We start from the raw sequence: 12990 nt of genomic DNA, 5'->3' as shown, positions 1-12990 counted from the left end.
TGCCCGCGATGGGGGCCTGCATTACCACCACAAAATCGACTATTCAATTCGCAATGCCTGCGTTGCCGTGCCCTCCTCTTCCTGGCGCTCGGGCAACAAAACCTGCTGCCAGCAGACCTTGAGCACCGCGATGCTGCTGGTGATGTTGCCGCCCAGTTGCCGGGCGATCTGCGGGCTGGTCAGGGCGTCACTCAATGCGGCGAGAAAACCGATCAGGAACAGCGGCAGGCTGGCGGCTTGCACGGCATGACCGCCGAACAACAGCAATGCCCCCAATAGAATCGCGATCCTGAACCTGGTCAAAACGCAGAAATCCCTTGGTTGAACCTGTAAGGAACTGATCGGTAAATCGCGGGCAAGTTCGGCTTTTGCGGTTGATCGCTCCCACGCTCCACTCCCCTCCTTGATCGTTCCCACGCAGAGCATGGGAACGATCACCTTAGGGGGGATATTTGCGCGGTACGCAAATATCAAATGCCCCTCCGTGTATTTTTCCACCCCCACCAAACCCCGACACTGCGCTCCATTCAATCCCCCACCGGAGTGCTGTCATGCCCATTGCCCTGCTCGCGCTGACCCTCAGCGCTTTCGCCATCGGGACGACCGAGTTCGTCATCGTCGGCCTGCTTCCCACCATCGGCGCCGATCTCGGCGTCAGCCTGCCGTCCGCCGGTCTGCTGGTCAGTCTGTATGCCCTCGGCGTAGCCATCGGTGCGCCGGTGCTGACCGCACTCACCGGCAAGGTCCCGCGCAAACTGTTGCTGCTGTCGCTGATGGTGCTGTTCACCCTCGGCAACCTGCTGGCCTGGCTGGCACCGAGTTATGAATCGCTGGTGCTGGCGCGGATCGTCACCGGTCTGGCCCACGGCGTGTTCTTCTCCATCGGCTCGACCATTGCCACCAGCCTGGTGCCCAAGGAAAAAGCCGCCAGTGCGATTGCGATCATGTTCACCGGCCTGACCGTGGCGCTGGTCACCGGCGTGCCGCTGGGCACGTTCATCGGTCAGCATTTCGGCTGGCGTGAAACCTTCCTCGCCGTGTCGGCACTCGGCGTGATCGCGTTCATCGGCAGCCTGCTGTATGTGCCGAACAACATTGCCCACAGCAAACCAGCCTCGCTGTTGCAGCAATTGCAGGTGCTCAAGCAACCGCGCCTGTTGCTGGTGTATGCCATGACCGCCATTGGCTACGGCGGCTCGTTCATCGCTTTCACGTTCCTGGCGCCGATCCTTCAGGACATCTCCGGCTTCAGCGCCAGCACTGTCAGCCTGGTGCTGCTGGTGTACGGCGTGTCGGTCGCCGTCGGCAACCTCTGGGGCGGCAAGCTGGCGGACAAGCGCGGGCCGATCAGCGCGCTGAAAATCATCTTCGCCCTGCTCGCCGCCGTGCTGTTCGTACTCACTTTCACCGCCGGCAACCCGTGGCTGGCACTGGCCACCGTGCTGGTCTGGGGCGCAGTCGCGTTCGGCAACGTGCCGGGCTTGCAGGTGTATGTGGTGCGTCAGGCTGAACATCACACACCGCACGCCGTGGACGTGGCCTCGGGCCTGAACATTGCCGCATTCAACCTCGGGATTGCCGGCGGTGCGTGGGGGGGCGGCTTGATCGTCGAGCACATCGGCCTGATCCATACCGCATGGCTCGGCGGCCTGGTGGTGCTGGTGGCGCTGGCCCTGACCGCCTGGAGCGGACGCCTCGACCGGCTGGGCCCGGTGTATGCCGAACCCGCCGACGGCTCGGCCCGGGTCATCACCGGCCACTGAACCTTCACAGCCTGACCGTCCGTAATCCCGGCGAAACTTTCCCCAATCGTCCGCAGTCATCCACAGACAGAGGCCGAATGGGGACTTTCGACGGGAGGGCGGCATGGCAACGATTCATATCGGCATTTCAGGCTGGCGTTACGCCCCGTGGCGCGGGGACTTTTACCCGAAGGGGCTGGCGCACAAACGCGAATTGCAATTCGCCTCACGGGCGGTCAACAGCATCGAAATCAACGGATCGTTCTACGCCCTGCAGCGGCCTGAACGTTATGCCCGGTGGTACGCCGAAACGCCGGATGATTTCGTGTTCAGCATCAAGGCGCCGCGCTTCATCACCCACATCCGTCGTCTGCGCGAGATCGAGAAACCCCTGGCCAATTTCTTCGCCTCCGGGGTATTGGAACTGAAGGAAAAACTCGGCCCGGTTCTCTGGCAATTCCCGCCCAATTTCACGTTCGACCCCGAGCGTTTCGAAGCCTTTCTCGACCAGCTACCCCGCGACACGCAGGCCGCTGCCGCCCTCGCCCATCAGCACGACTCACACTTGCCCGGCCACGCGAGCCTGAAGGCCTACGGTAAAAAACCGCTGCGCCATGCCGTGGAAATCCGCCACGACAGTTTCATCGACCCTGATTTCGTGCGCCTGCTCAAACGCTACAACACCGCGCTGGTGATCGCCGACACCGCCGGGAAATGGCCGTACCGCGAAGACCTGACCAGCGACTTCGTCTATCTGCGCCTGCACGGTGCCGAAGAACTTTACGCCAGCGGCTACACCCGGGCCGCGCTGCAACGCTGGGCCGAACGGATTGATGCCTGGCACCATGGCCGGCAACCGGGCGACGCCCATTTGATCGCGCCGCGCCTGAAGCCTCGGGCCCGTAAATCCCGCGAGATTTTCTGTTACTTCGACAACGACATCAAAGTGCGCGCGCCTTTCGATGCCCGCAGCCTGTTGCAGCGTTTCGATCTGGATAAAAACCTCGAAACCGTGCCCGGTGAACCGGCCGCCGAAGGAGTACTCGCATGAGCATCCCCGAGCCGCTCGGCTTCACCGACGAGCAGACCACAGTGGTCACCACGCTGCGCCGTTTCACCGTGCTGACGGTCAACACCCACAAGGGCTTCACCGCACTGAACCGGCGTTTCATCCTGCCGGAACTGCGCGAAGCGGTGCGCAGCGTGTCCGCCGATGTGGTGTTTCTTCAGGAAGTCCACGGCACCCACGAACATCATCCCAAGCGCTACAACAATTGGCCGACGATGCCGCAGTACGAATTTCTCGCCGACAGTCTCTGGCCGCAGTTCGCCTACGGGCGCAACGCGGTGTACCCGGAGGGCGATCACGGCAATGCGGTGCTGTCGAAATTCCAGATCGTGCGTCATGACAATCTCGACGTTTCGATCAGCGGCCACGAAAACCGCGGGCTGTTGCACTGCGTGCTGCGCCTGCCGGGAGACGACCGTGAAGTGCACGCGATCTGCGTCCACCTGGGCCTGCGCGAAAGCCATCGCAACGACCAACTGCGCCTGCTGCGAGAACGTCTGGCCGAACTGCCTGATGATGCGCCAGTGATCGTCGCCGGCGATTTCAACGACTGGCGCCAGCGCGCCGATGCCTTGCTTGAACCCTGTGGTCTGCGTGAGGTGTTCGCTGCGCATCACGGCCGGGCAGCGCGCAGTTTTCCCGCACGTCTGCCGTTGCTGCGCCTGGACCGGATCTACGTACGCAACCTCAAAGCCAGCCAGCCCAAAGTGCTGGCGAACCGCCCCTGGTCACACCTTTCCGACCACGCACCGCTATCGGTGGAGATTGAACTATGAGCAGTGCACCGCTGGAGAAAACCGCCGTGGAGCCCGTCAGCATCACCCCGCCCGTGCGCGAGCCCGGCACCGTCGATGTCGAGTATCGCTGGCAAGGCAACAACCGCGTCGAGTTGCTGGAAAACGGCGAGGAGTATTTCCCCCGGGTGTTCGAAGCGATGCGCGCAGCGAAAAGCGAAATCCTGCTGGAGACGTTCATCGTCTTCGAAGACAAGGTCGGGAAAGAGTTGCAGGAAATTCTGATCGATGCCGCCCGCCGTGGCGTGCGCACCACCGTCAGCCTCGACGGCTTCGGTTGCGGCGAACTGAGCACCGGTTATCTGACCGCGCTGAGCGATGCCGGCGTGCACCTGCAGATGTTCGATCCGGCCCCCAGGCATCTGGGCATTCGCACCAACTGGTTCCGGCGCTTGCATCGCAAGATTGTGGTGGTCGACGGGCTGGTTGCGTTCATCGGCGGCATCAACTTTTCCGGCGATCACCTGGCCGATTTCGGCCCCGAAGCGAAGCAGGATTACTCGGTGGAAATTCAGGGCCCGGCGGTGGCCGACATCCATCATTTCGCCCTGCTGCAAAGCGGCCGTCCGGGACGCGCAAGGTTCTGGTGGCAACGCCGTCGACAGCGGCGTGCCGAGATGGCGTTCGAAGATCACGACGGTCAGGTGCGCCTGGTGTTCCGCGACAACGACCGCCACCACACCGATATCGAAGACGTCTATCTGCAGGTGCTGCGCCGCGCTCAACGGCGGGTGGTGATCGCCAACGCCTACTTCTTTCCTGGCTATCGCCTGCTGCGCGAGATCCGCAACGCCGCCCGGCGCGGGGTCGAGGTGCGGCTGATCCTGCAGGGCCAGCCGGACATGCTGGTGGCCAAACTCGCCGCGCGCATGACCTACGACTACCTGCTCAAGGCCGGGGTGCAGATCCACGAGTATTGCGAACGGCCGCTGCACGGCAAAGTGGCGCTGGTGGACGAGGAATGGAGCACCGTCGGCTCGAGCAATCTCGACCCGCTGAGCCTGTCGCTGAACCTGGAGGCCAACGTGCTGATCCGCGACCGCGCTTTCAATCGCCACTTGTTCGAGCGCCTCGAAGACCTCAGCCACAACCACTGCAAGGCGATGGACGCCGCGAAATCGCCACGCGGGCGGATCTGGCACATGACCGTGGGTTTTCTGGTGTTTCACTTCTTGCGGCACTTTCCAGCCATGGCCGGCTGGCTGCCGGCGCACAAGCCACGGCTCAAACCCTTTACCCCAGCCGCCGGGAGCGATCCTTCATGAGCCATTCCGAAGCCCACGCAGCGGTGCATCCGGCACCGGCGAGCAAGTCCCGCTGGAGTCGCTGGAAACGTCCGCTGACCCTGCTGTTTTTTCTGGCGCTGATCGTCCTGCTGACGATGTTCGCCAGCCGCATCGAATGGGCCGAGGTGTTGCAAACCCTTGCCGACTTCAAGGTGCGCACGCTGATCATCGCCTCCAGCCTGACCTTGCTGAGCTTTCTGGTGTACGCCAGTTTCGATTTGATCGGCCGCACCTACATCCGCCAGGACCTGACCTGGAAACAGATCCTGCCGGTGGGCGTCATCAGTTATGCATTCAACCTCAACCTCAGTGCATGGGTCGGCGGGATCGCCATGCGTTATCGGTTGTATTCGCGGCTCGGGGTGAGCAAAAGCAACATCGCCAAGATCCTCGGTCTGAGCCTGGCGACCAACTGGTTCGGCTACATGACCATCGCCGGCGTGGTGTTCGCCAGCGGGCTGGTGAGCATGCCACCGGGCTGGAAAATCAGCAGCGGCGCGTTGCAGGGCATTGGCGTGTTGCTGCTGTTGGTCAGTGTCGGTTATCTGGTCGCCTGCCAGTTTTCCCGGCGTCGCGAGTGGTCGATTCGCGGGGTGGAAATCAACCTGCCGTCGCTGCGCATGGCGGTCCTGCAATTGCTGCTGGGGGCATTGAACTGGTCGCTGATGGCGGCGGTGATATTCACCTTGCTGCCGAACAAGCTCGACTATCCGCTGGTGCTCGGGGTTCTGCTGATCAGCGCGATTGCCGGGGTCATCACCCACATTCCCGCCGGGCTGGGCGTGCTGGAAGCGGTGTTTGTGGCGCTGCTGCAACACGAGGCTTCGCGCGGCAGTCTGGTGGCAGGATTGCTGGCGTATCGGGCGATCTATTTTCTGCTGCCGCTGCTGATCACCGTGCTGATGTACCTGGTGGTGGAAGCCAAGGCCAAGGCGTTGCGGATCGAGAAGAAACCCACGTCGTGATCAGCGCGACTGAATGATGCTCAACCGCTCGCCCACCACCATCTCGGTGATCCAGTCGACCAGGATCGAGGTGTAGGCCTGCTGCGAAGTCGGATCGCTCAGGGCATGGTCGGCGCCGTCGATGATACGGTGGGTCAGCGAATGGGTCTGCTGGCACGCGGCGCGGTAACTCATGATGGTCGCGTGGGGTACGTATTCATCGGTTTCCGACTGCACCAGCAGCACATCGCCGGTGAATTTCGAACAGGCGTGCAAGGCGCGGTTGCTGTCGGCGCGCACCCGCGTGCCGCGATAATCCCGCAGGTCAGCCTTGTCCAGGTCGCGCTTGGGCGTGTGCCATTGCTCGTCGCGGTACAGCGCCGGCACCCGCAGCGCCAGCCAGCGCACCGGGCGCAGCGAAGTCAGGATCGAGGCGAGGTAACCGCCATAACTGGTGCCCACCACCGCAATCGCCGAGGTGTCCAGCGCCGGGTGGGCGAGCAGCCGGTCGTAGGCTGCCAGCAAATCGCGCAGATTGTCTTCGCGGGTGACCCGGCTCAGCGGGATGCCGGTACCGCCGGTGTGCCCGCGCAGGTCGAACGTCAGACAGACACAGCCCAGACCCGCGATGCCTTTGGCCCGCTCCAGATCCCGCTCCTGACTGCCACCCCAGCCGTGCACGAACAACACGCCGGGGACTTTCGATTTGGGACTGAGGAAGGTCCCGCTCATCTGTTCATCATCAATGTCGATTTGAATGCTTTCGCTTCTAGCCGTCATAGGATTTGACCGTTACGTATTTGAGAAGAAAGTCGCTGTTTTCGGCAGGCCCGCGATACACCTCGATGGCATCCGCCGACAGCGCCTGATCGCTATAGGTTTCCACCGACGACACGCGGATCGCGTGCATCGAGGGGTCGTTGACGAAGCTTTGCAGCGCCGCGACTTCCGCGCTGCTGGCGCCGCCCATTCGCCAGGACTGTTCGAGCACGCCACTGCGCGGCCGGCCTTCGCTGTCCAGGCCCTGGGCGATGTCGTAATTGCGCCGCGAGGCATAGAAGCGCGGATAGGCTTCGTCCGCCGCCCGGTCGAACACCTGCGCCTGCTGGATGGCCAGACGCACGTCGTCGGGCAGATCCAGCGCCAGCAGATCCTCGTAACCGCCCTGCACCACCAGCAGGTTCGAACCGCCATACACCGCTTCGCCGTGGGTGTCTTGGGTCAAGTATTGATCACCGCAGTAACTCAGCACCCGGTCGCCGATGAATGACTGACCGACGCTGTGGGTGACCACCCCACTCAAATCCTGCTCCAGCACCACACCCTCGCTGAACAGTTTTCCGGCTTCGGGTCGGGCGAGGATTTCGTCGAATGCATCGAGGCTCTTGATCACTTCCTGACCGCGCCCGGCACAGGCATGGATCGGCTTGATCCGGATCGGTCCGCTGTACAACAGATGTTCGGCAGCGGCCCGCGCATCCTCCAGCGCAAAGACGCTGAGCCCGTCCAGCACCACGGTGCGCACCCGCTCGGAAAACAAGGGCGACCAGCCTTGCGGCGCTTGGGCCTGATGGCTGCGCAAACCGTGGCTGATGGCTTTGGTGCAGATGAAATCGTGCTCGACGAAGCCGCCCCATAAATCGTCCGGGCCGCTCACGCCCAACTCACGGGCCGCGGCGCCGACGAGGGTCTGGGTCGGCAACAGATAAATATCCCGGCCGCGATGTTTTTCAGCGTCGTAACTGCCGCCGAACTTGAGGCCAAGGATCTGCGCCAGCCATCGCGCGAGGGCCTTGTTGGTCTGCACTTCATGCTGTGGCGCGCCGGGCCGGACCGAATGGGCGACGACCAGTTTCCTGCGGGGTTTCGGGGTCATGCGCCCCCCTTCCAACGGCGGGTTGAATGTAGGTCAGAGGGTGCAGAGATCAGGCCAACCGGGGTTTGCCTGAAACGTGGTGAAAATCAGCCACTTGTAAAAACCGTACTGGCACCGCGCCTGTTTCAATCTGCACGACCGGCTCGATGACTCCGGTATTCTGCACGACGGGTGCGTTTTACTTCACCACGGCCGTCGGCGGACTCACGCCGAATCGCGTCCGGTATTCACTCGGCGCCAGCCCGGTGATTTTCCTGAAGATGGCGCGAAACGCTCCCGGATCCTGATAGCCCACCGTCCACGCGATGAAATCGATGGTGCCATTGGTGAACTCGAGCATTTCCCGCGCCTTGCCGACCCGCAAGTGCTGGCAGTATTCGGTGGGTTTCAGGCCGGTCGCCGCACGGAAGCGGCGCAGGAAGGTACGTTCCTCGAGCCCCGCGCGTTCTGCCATCGCCGTCAGTGAGACATCCGTCGCGCCATTGCCTTGCAGCCAGTGTTGAACCTTGAGAATAGCGCCGTCGCCATGATTGAGGATTGGCGCAAAATTGCTTCCGCAGGCACTGGCGCTGTCGCTGTGTTCCACCACCAGAAACCGCGCGGTGCTGCTGGCGATGCTCGGCCCGAGCAATCGGTCCACCAGACGCAAACCAAGCTCTGACCAGGCCATCAGCCCCGCCGTCGTTATCAGGTCACCGTCGTCGACAATCGGCGTGTCGGCCTTGAGCCTGATCTTCGGGTAACACTCAGCGAAGGCCTTGGCCGAAGTCCAGTGCGTGGTAGCACTGCGACCATCGAGCAACCCGCTCTCCGCCAGCAGCCACGAGCCGACACAGACCCCGCCAAGTGTCGCGCCACGAGCATGTTGTTCACGCAGCCAGGGCAGCAGCCCGGCCGGCATCTGTGCCGCGGAAAAACCGGCAATGGATGGCGGGATCAACACCGCCAGCAAACCGTTGTCGGCAGCTGGATGAGTGTCATGGACACGTACCGGTGGCCGATCTCCATCGACCTGCCAATGGCTGATCCGCAGCAGTGGCAATTGCGTGGCCTGGTGTTCGGCGGCGATCCGGTTGGCGACCCCGAACAGGTCGGTCAGGCCATGCACCGCCGCCATCTGCGCGCCGGGATAGATCAGCACCCCCAGTTCGACGACCGCCGGTTTCGCGTCCATTGTCAGTTTTCCCCTGTGTATTGTCGGTGCGGCCAATCCTCGAAGACGTGGCCAGCGCCAATACTGAACCCACACCCACCCATACTTCGAGGACACACCCATGGCCAGGCAAGCGCTCATCGTAGTCGATATCCAGAACGACTACTTCCCCCAAGGCAAGTGGCCGCTGGCGGGGGCCGACGCCGCCGCGGACAACGCTGCCCGGCTGATTGCGGCATTCCGCGAGGCCGGCGATTCGGTGGTGCACATCCGCCACGAATTCACCTCGCCCGAGGCACCGTTTTTCACCCCGGGCTCCGAAGGCGCGAAACTGCATCCGAAAGTACTCAACCGTGCAGACGAGCCGGTGGTGCTCAAGCACTTCGTCAACTCGTTCCGCGAAACCGAACTGCAATCAATCCTCGACGAACAAGGCATCAAGGAGCTGGTGGTGGTCGGCAGCATGAGCCACATGTGCGTCGACGGCATCACCCGTGCGGCGGCCGATCTGGGTTACACCGTCACGGTCATCCACGATGCCTGCGCCACCCGCGACCTGGAATTCAACGGCCTGACCGTGCCCGCCGCCCACGTGCATGCGGCGTTCATGTCAGCACTGGGTTTTGCCTACGCCAGCGTGGTATCCACCGATGAGTTCCTCTCCGCCATCCGCTAAGTACAAGTGACAAAGCCTGCGCCCGCCTCGTTGCGGGCGTTTTTTCATGGGTCATGAAAATCTCACGCGTGAGCCATTGATGGCATTTTGATTTGGTTGTAGTGTGGCTCACGCGTGAGATGTTCATAACGGAGTCATCGCCATGAAAAGCCGCTCCCCTGCTACGCCGTCAGAGAGCTCAAAGGGAGTGCGCTCGACACCGTCCGCGAAAAAACCGTCGAGCTTCTACATGAAGCAGATGCGCGCGGGCCTGGCTGCCGCCGGTTATGTGAAACACGAAACTTGGGTGCTTCCGGAAAACCGAAGCTTGCTCAAGCAAATGGAGCAACAGCTACGCCAACCGATTCTGGCTGGCTCTTTCATGTCGGAGAATTACATGAGCGCAGGCAACAACTGGAACATCGATAGCCTCCACAACGCTTTCAAGGCGCTGGACGAGGTGGCTTCGCAAGAGATCACGCTGTCTCTGATCCAGAGCTCCGAACCCAGCCTCAAGCTGGAAATGAACGAATTCGGCGGTCTGCCGATTCACATCGCCATCGCCGGTCAGCAGATCATTGTCGACACCGTGCTGGTGGACATCGATTCGATCACCGACGTGCGCGCGTTCAACGACGCCGTGCTGCGCAGCCGGGAAATGTTTCCGCTGTCGTCGATCGGCATCGAGACCATGCCCAACGGCCAGACCGTCTACAACATGTTCGGTGCACTGAGTGCCGACTCGAGCCTGACCAACGTGGTGACCGAGGTGAAAACCCTGGTCGATAACGTGCAGCGCGCCAGCGAAGCCTTCGAACACTTCTTCAAGTAATCAACAGGGAATATCCAATGACTCAGTCCATCTGGAGCAAGTTGTTCACCGCGCTGCGCGGCGGCGCCAACGAAGTCGGCGAAGCGATCGCCGACCAGCAGGCCCTGCGCATCCTCGATCAGGAAATCCGTGACGCCGACAGCGCGCTGTCCAACGCCCGTCGCGAACTTGTCACCATCATGGCCAAGCACAAACTCTCCGCCGACCGCGTGAGCGAGTACGAAGCCAAGATCAAGGACCTGGAAGCCAAGGCCGTTTCCGCCCTGAACGCCGGCCGTGAAGACCTGGCGCTGGAAGTGGCTGAAGCGATCTCGACCCTGACCAACGACCTCGACGTCGAGAAAAAGCAGAGCGACGAGTTCGGCACCTACGCCGACAACATGCGCAAGGACATCAACAAGGCCGAAGCGCGGATCAAGAGCCTGCGCCAGCAAGTGGACATGGCCAAGGCCCGTGAAAGCGTGCAGAAGGCTCAGGTCAGCGCCTCGATCGCCAGCGGCGGCGCCAACGGCAAGCTGGAAACTGCCGTCGGTACCCTGAACCGTCTGCAAGCCAAACAGCAGCAACGCGCGGCCGAGCTGAGTGCTGCCGACGAACTGGCCGATGCTTCGACCGGCAACGACCTGGACCGCAAGCTGCGCGAAGCCGGCATCACGCCGAACGAAGGCAGCGCCAACGCCATCCTCGAGCGTCTGAAGCAGAAGTCCGCTCCGTAACGGCGGCGGGAGTAAAGAAGGGCACCGGGTGCCCTTCTTTTTTGCCTGCTCGTTCGCCGCGCGCCCGGTACACTAGCGGCGTTTTGCCAACGAATACCTCCACCCGCTTCAAGGAATGTACCCATGGGATGGTTCAAAGATTTGCTCGGCACCAGCAACTGGCAGTCGGCAGCGCCGGCGTCCGGGTCTGCCGGCGGCCCCCTCGGACTGGCGCAGGGCAAGGCGATCCGCTTCGACACGACCCTCGGCCTGTTGCTCGACGGCAGCACTTCAGTGCGGGTTCCCGACGCCCAGGCCATCTGGAGCGCGGGCTGGATCGACCTCGGTCAGTCGAACAAACTGCATCGCTACTACCTGAACGATGAAGAATTCTGGGTACAGATCCATGTCACCGGCGACGACCAGATCGAATCGGTGACGCTGTTCAACTACGTCAGCTATGTGACGGTCAACAGTGACGCCGAACTGCAGCGCCTGGCCGGGCCGAACAGCCTGATCGGCCTGCCGACCTATCGCCACGAAGGTGTCGAGTACACCCGAGAATGGGGCACCGAACGCGGCCAGACCGAACTGGTGCCGCTCACCGAACAGGTGATCAACCCGGACGAGTCCTACACCATCAACCATCACTCGATGCTCTACGCCCGGGACACCGGCCTGACCGATCGCCGCGAACTCTTGCTGTTCTCCGTCGAGCAGGATGAAGAAGGCACCGTCAGCCTGAGCACCTCGCTGGGCATCTCGCTGTACACCACCGATTTGAGCACCATTTAAAAGGAAGTTTTCCATGCTGGAAGCGTTGTCCATTTCCCTGAACAAAGCCGCGCTGGTCGGTTTCGTCGCGTACCTGATCGGCGCCGTGCTGCTGTTCATGCTGTTTCAGTTCGTCTACACCCGCATCACACCGCACAAGGAATTCGAGCTGATCCGTTCCGGCAACGTCGCCGCCGCCATTGCCCTGGCCGGCGCAATCATCGGCTTCGCGATTCCGGCGAGCAACGTGATCGCCCATTCGATCAACGTCCTCGACTTCGTCCTCTGGGCGGTGATCGCGGCCGCGGTGCAATTGCTGGCTTTCCTGGCGACCGGGCTGGTGCTCAAGGGCACGTCCCAGCGCATCGCCAACGGTGAAATCGCTGCGGGCATTTATGTGGCGGCGGTGGCGATCAGCGTCGGCATGCTCAACGCCGCGTGCATGACCCCGTCCTACTGATCGGCAGGAAGCCTGAGATGAAACGAAGCAAGTACGTTCAACTGTCGCTGGCCGCTTCGGTAGCCCTGGCGATTTCCGGTGAAGCAGCCGCCCAAGAGCAGCAACGCAACTTCCAGAGTGTTGAGCAATGCGTCGATGCCGAAGTGGCGCCGGATGTCTGCTCGAACGCCTACGTCGCGGCCCTGGCCGAGCACCGACGGATCTCCCCGGCCTACGACGACAAGGCGGCCTGCGACGCGGACTTTGCCGCCGACTGGTGTCAGAAAAATTCCGCCGGCCGTTTCGTGCCCAAGCTCGGTGGTTTCAAGGTGCCGCAGGACGGTGAGCCGGCGCAGAACCTCGATGCAATCGCCAATGCCCAGATGCCCGCTGGCGACGCTGCGGCCGTACAGAGCAATCAGACGAGCACTTCGCACTCCTCAGGCGGTGCCGGCAATGGCTGGCTCACCGGATGGCTGATCGGCAATGCCATGAGCAACAACCGCGCAAGCGACTCGCGGCCGGTTTATCGTGAGCGCAATACCCGCCAGACCTACGACACCTCGACGCTGAACCGTCGCATCGAATCGGCGCCGAGCCGCAGCCAGCGGGACTACGACAGCGATTACCGCAAACCGGTCAACGTCGCTTCGTCCACCTCCCGTGGCGGCTTCGGCAGCCAGTCCAGCGCGCGCAGCGGTTGGGGCGGCTGGGGCCGTTCGAGCAGCTGA

Annotated in this window: 15 protein-coding genes; 11 read left to right on the top strand and 4 right to left on the bottom strand. The window is 62.4% G+C overall.

Annotated features, from left to right (window positions below; genetic code table 11):
- Positions 1 to 39: 39 nt before the first annotated feature.
- Positions 40 to 303 (bottom strand): hypothetical protein, encoded by a 264-nt coding sequence (locus tag ACKJSM_RS09110; protein ID WP_410237370.1) that lies wholly within the window; start codon positions 301 to 303, stop codon positions 40 to 42.
- A 248-nt stretch (positions 304 to 551) separates the two neighbouring features.
- Between ACKJSM_RS09110 and ACKJSM_RS09105 the strand changes: the two genes are divergently transcribed.
- The 5 genes from ACKJSM_RS09105 (at position 552) to ACKJSM_RS09085 (ending at position 5856) form a co-directional block, all read left to right on the top strand.
- Complete coding sequence (locus ACKJSM_RS09105) at positions 552 to 1763, top strand: MFS transporter (protein WP_410237256.1); 1212 nt, start codon at positions 552 to 554, stop codon at positions 1761 to 1763.
- A 103-nt stretch (positions 1764 to 1866) separates the two neighbouring features.
- Positions 1867 to 2793 carry a DUF72 domain-containing protein gene (locus tag ACKJSM_RS09100; protein ID WP_410237255.1) on the top strand — a complete coding sequence of 309 codons (927 nt, stop codon included), beginning with the start codon at positions 1867 to 1869 and terminating at the stop codon, positions 2791 to 2793.
- A complete protein-coding gene (locus tag ACKJSM_RS09095) occupies positions 2790 to 3587 on the top strand; it encodes an endonuclease/exonuclease/phosphatase family protein (protein WP_410237254.1) in 798 nt (265 codons plus the stop codon). Before ACKJSM_RS09100 ends, ACKJSM_RS09095 begins: the two co-directional genes overlap by 4 nt.
- Positions 3584 to 4870 carry a cardiolipin synthase ClsB gene (clsB, locus tag ACKJSM_RS09090; RefSeq protein ID WP_410237253.1) on the top strand — a complete coding sequence of 429 codons (1287 nt, stop codon included), beginning with the start codon at positions 3584 to 3586 and terminating at the stop codon, positions 4868 to 4870. The genes ACKJSM_RS09095 and clsB overlap by 4 nt, the downstream gene beginning before the upstream one ends.
- Positions 4867 to 5856 carry a lysylphosphatidylglycerol synthase domain-containing protein gene (locus ACKJSM_RS09085; protein WP_410237252.1) on the top strand — a complete coding sequence of 330 codons (990 nt, stop codon included), beginning with the start codon at positions 4867 to 4869 and terminating at the stop codon, positions 5854 to 5856. Before clsB ends, ACKJSM_RS09085 begins: the two co-directional genes overlap by 4 nt.
- Here the strand turns inward: ACKJSM_RS09085 and ACKJSM_RS09080 are convergent, their stop codons facing one another.
- The 3 genes from ACKJSM_RS09080 to ACKJSM_RS09070 form a co-directional block, all read right to left on the bottom strand.
- On the bottom strand, positions 5857 to 6615 hold the full coding sequence (locus ACKJSM_RS09080; protein WP_236180150.1) for an alpha/beta hydrolase family protein: 759 nt from the start codon (positions 6613 to 6615) through the stop codon (positions 5857 to 5859).
- Positions 6605 to 7711: a DUF3182 family protein gene (locus ACKJSM_RS09075; protein WP_410237251.1), complete on the bottom strand. Its 1107-nt coding sequence runs from the start codon at positions 7709 to 7711 to the stop codon at positions 6605 to 6607. The genes ACKJSM_RS09080 and ACKJSM_RS09075 overlap by 11 nt, the downstream gene beginning before the upstream one ends.
- Before the next feature lie 178 nt (positions 7712 to 7889).
- A complete protein-coding gene (locus tag ACKJSM_RS09070) occupies positions 7890 to 8885 on the bottom strand; it encodes a GlxA family transcriptional regulator (RefSeq protein ID WP_410237250.1) in 996 nt (331 codons plus the stop codon).
- Positions 8886 to 8985: 100 nt separating this feature from the next.
- On the opposite strand from ACKJSM_RS09070, the gene ACKJSM_RS09065 reads away from it, so the two are divergent.
- The 6 genes from ACKJSM_RS09065 to ACKJSM_RS09040 all read left to right on the top strand — a co-directional run bounded on the left by ACKJSM_RS09065 (position 8986) and on the right by ACKJSM_RS09040 (position 12990).
- Positions 8986 to 9540 carry a cysteine hydrolase family protein gene (locus ACKJSM_RS09065; protein WP_236180145.1) on the top strand — a complete coding sequence of 185 codons (555 nt, stop codon included), beginning with the start codon at positions 8986 to 8988 and terminating at the stop codon, positions 9538 to 9540.
- Between the two features lie 142 nt (positions 9541 to 9682).
- Positions 9683 to 10351, top strand: coding sequence for a YjfI family protein (locus ACKJSM_RS09060; RefSeq protein ID WP_410237249.1), 669 nt, complete (start codon positions 9683 to 9685; stop codon positions 10349 to 10351).
- A 17-nt stretch (positions 10352 to 10368) separates the two neighbouring features.
- Positions 10369 to 11067, top strand: coding sequence for a PspA/IM30 family protein (locus ACKJSM_RS09055; protein ID WP_236180142.1), 699 nt, complete (start codon positions 10369 to 10371; stop codon positions 11065 to 11067).
- Between the two features lie 123 nt (positions 11068 to 11190).
- Positions 11191 to 11841: a DUF2491 family protein gene (locus ACKJSM_RS09050; protein ID WP_085654911.1), complete on the top strand. Its 651-nt coding sequence runs from the start codon at positions 11191 to 11193 to the stop codon at positions 11839 to 11841.
- 13 nt (positions 11842 to 11854) lie between these two features.
- Entirely contained in the window at positions 11855 to 12280 is a 426-nt protein-coding gene (locus ACKJSM_RS09045; RefSeq protein WP_236180140.1) for a DUF350 domain-containing protein, read from the top strand.
- Positions 12281 to 12297: 17 nt separating this feature from the next.
- Positions 12298 to 12990 carry a DUF1190 domain-containing protein gene (locus ACKJSM_RS09040; protein ID WP_410237248.1) on the top strand — a complete coding sequence of 231 codons (693 nt, stop codon included), beginning with the start codon at positions 12298 to 12300 and terminating at the stop codon, positions 12988 to 12990.

Source organism: Pseudomonas sp. PHC1 (assembly GCF_046487845.1).
In the GTDB taxonomy this organism is placed as follows: Bacteria; Pseudomonadota; Gammaproteobacteria; order Pseudomonadales; family Pseudomonadaceae; genus Aquipseudomonas; species Aquipseudomonas sputi.
This window is presented reverse-complemented; position numbering and strand designations above follow the sequence as displayed.

Coding starts and splice junctions, on each gene's coding strand:
- ACKJSM_RS09105 (WP_410237256.1), top strand. CDS start 552: ATGCCCATTGCCCTGCTCGCGCTGACCCTCAGCGCTTTCGCCATCGGG.
- ACKJSM_RS09100 (WP_410237255.1), top strand. CDS start 1,867: ATGGCAACGATTCATATCGGCATTTCAGGCTGGCGTTACGCCCCGTGG.
- ACKJSM_RS09095 (WP_410237254.1), top strand. CDS start 2,790: ATGAGCATCCCCGAGCCGCTCGGCTTCACCGACGAGCAGACCACAGTG.
- clsB (WP_410237253.1), top strand. CDS start 3,584: ATGAGCAGTGCACCGCTGGAGAAAACCGCCGTGGAGCCCGTCAGCATC.
- ACKJSM_RS09085 (WP_410237252.1), top strand. CDS start 4,867: ATGAGCCATTCCGAAGCCCACGCAGCGGTGCATCCGGCACCGGCGAGC.
- ACKJSM_RS09080 (WP_236180150.1), bottom strand. CDS start 6,615: ATGACGGCTAGAAGCGAAAGCATTCAAATCGACATTGATGATGAACAG.
- ACKJSM_RS09075 (WP_410237251.1), bottom strand. CDS start 7,711: ATGACCCCGAAACCCCGCAGGAAACTGGTCGTCGCCCATTCGGTCCGG.
- ACKJSM_RS09070 (WP_410237250.1), bottom strand. CDS start 8,885: ATGGACGCGAAACCGGCGGTCGTCGAACTGGGGGTGCTGATCTATCCC.
- ACKJSM_RS09065 (WP_236180145.1), top strand. CDS start 8,986: ATGGCCAGGCAAGCGCTCATCGTAGTCGATATCCAGAACGACTACTTC.
- ACKJSM_RS09060 (WP_410237249.1), top strand. CDS start 9,683: ATGAAAAGCCGCTCCCCTGCTACGCCGTCAGAGAGCTCAAAGGGAGTG.
- ACKJSM_RS09055 (WP_236180142.1), top strand. CDS start 10,369: ATGACTCAGTCCATCTGGAGCAAGTTGTTCACCGCGCTGCGCGGCGGC.
- ACKJSM_RS09050 (WP_085654911.1), top strand. CDS start 11,191: ATGGGATGGTTCAAAGATTTGCTCGGCACCAGCAACTGGCAGTCGGCA.
- ACKJSM_RS09045 (WP_236180140.1), top strand. CDS start 11,855: ATGCTGGAAGCGTTGTCCATTTCCCTGAACAAAGCCGCGCTGGTCGGT.
- ACKJSM_RS09040 (WP_410237248.1), top strand. CDS start 12,298: ATGAAACGAAGCAAGTACGTTCAACTGTCGCTGGCCGCTTCGGTAGCC.